The organism is Dietzia sp. Cai40 (genome assembly GCF_014145165.1).
Taxonomy (GTDB): domain Bacteria; phylum Actinomycetota; class Actinomycetes; order Mycobacteriales; family Mycobacteriaceae; genus Dietzia; species Dietzia natronolimnaea.
Window position 1 is genome coordinate 1 of sequence record NZ_JAALEB010000376.1, and the last position, 1222, is coordinate 1222.

The 1222-nt window shown below is 73.0% G+C and carries 1 protein-coding gene and 1 pseudogene; both read left to right on the top strand.

What is annotated here, in order from left to right:
- Positions 1-16 precede the first annotated feature (16 nt).
- Complete coding sequence (locus G6022_RS13790) at positions 17-943, top strand: metallophosphoesterase (RefSeq protein ID WP_182639395.1); 927 nt, start codon at positions 17-19, stop codon at positions 941-943.
- A pseudogene (locus tag G6022_RS13795) lies at positions 940-1222 on the top strand (4'-phosphopantetheinyl transferase); the annotation flags it as partial. The gene G6022_RS13790 and the pseudogene G6022_RS13795, both read left to right, overlap by 4 nt.

Consider the following 1222-nt stretch of genomic DNA (forward strand, 5'->3'; position numbering starts at 1 on the left):
CCGAGGGGGCTCCGGCGTGACGGGCCGACCGGGTCTGCGCGCGGTGTCCGACCTGCACGTCGGGCACCGGGGCAACGCGCACGTCATCGACGACATCCGGCCCGTACATCCGGGGGACTGGCTGATCGTGGCCGGAGACGTGGCGGAGAAGACCGACCACGTGGTCGGCGCGCTGGAACGCCTGGCCGACCGGTTCGAGCGGGTGATCTGGGTACCGGGGAACCACGAGTTGTGGATCGCCTCCGACGACGACGGGATCACCTCCACCACCAAGTACGACCGCCTGGTGGACGCCTGCCGCTCGATCGGGGTGGACACCCCCGAGGACCCCTACCCGCTGTGGACCGGTCCGGGAGGCCCGGCGTGGGTCGTGCCGATGTTCCTGCTCTACGACTACTCGTGGACCCGCTCACCCGGCCAGTCCCGGGCATCGGCACTCGCGGGGGCGAGGGAGCGACGGGTGGTGGCGTCCGACGAGTTCCTCATCGATCCCGCCCCGTACCCGGACGCCGCCGCCTGGTGTGCCGCCCGGCTGGTGGCCACGACCACCAGACTGGCGGCCCTGGACCCGGCGCACCCCACCGTGTTGGTGAACCACTGGCCCCTGCTGCGCGCACCGACCGAGGTCCTGCGGCATCCCGATTTCGCGCTGTGGTGCGGCACCGACCAGACCTCGGACTGGCACCGCCGCTACCGGGCCACGGCGAGCGTCTACGGGCACCTGCACATCCCGCGCACCACCGTCCATGACTCGGTCCGGTTCGAGGAGGTCTCGCTGGGTTACCCGCGCGAGTGGGCGGCCCGCGGCCGCCCCGACCCACTCGCCCGTCAGATCCTCCCCGTCCCCGACCACCCCCAGGTGAGGTGGATCCGGGACCGGGACGGGTTGCCGAGGATCGCCCGGCCCGGTGAGGACGGACCCGACCTGGAGGAGGAACGGTGATCAGGGACGTACTGCCGGACGACGTGGTGGCCGTGGCGTTCGACGAACTCGGCATGACCGATTCGGCGGCGCTGGCCGCCATGTACCCCGTCGAGGTCGAGCAGATCGGCAGGGCGGTGGAGAGCCGCCGGATCGAGTTCGCCGCGGCGCGGGCCTGCGCGCGCGAGGCGATGAACCGCCTGGGCGTGCCCCCCGGGCCGATCACCCGGGGTGGCAGGGGGATGCCGGTGTGGCCCCCGGGGGTGGTGGGCACGCTCACCCACACCGGCGGTCTGCGGG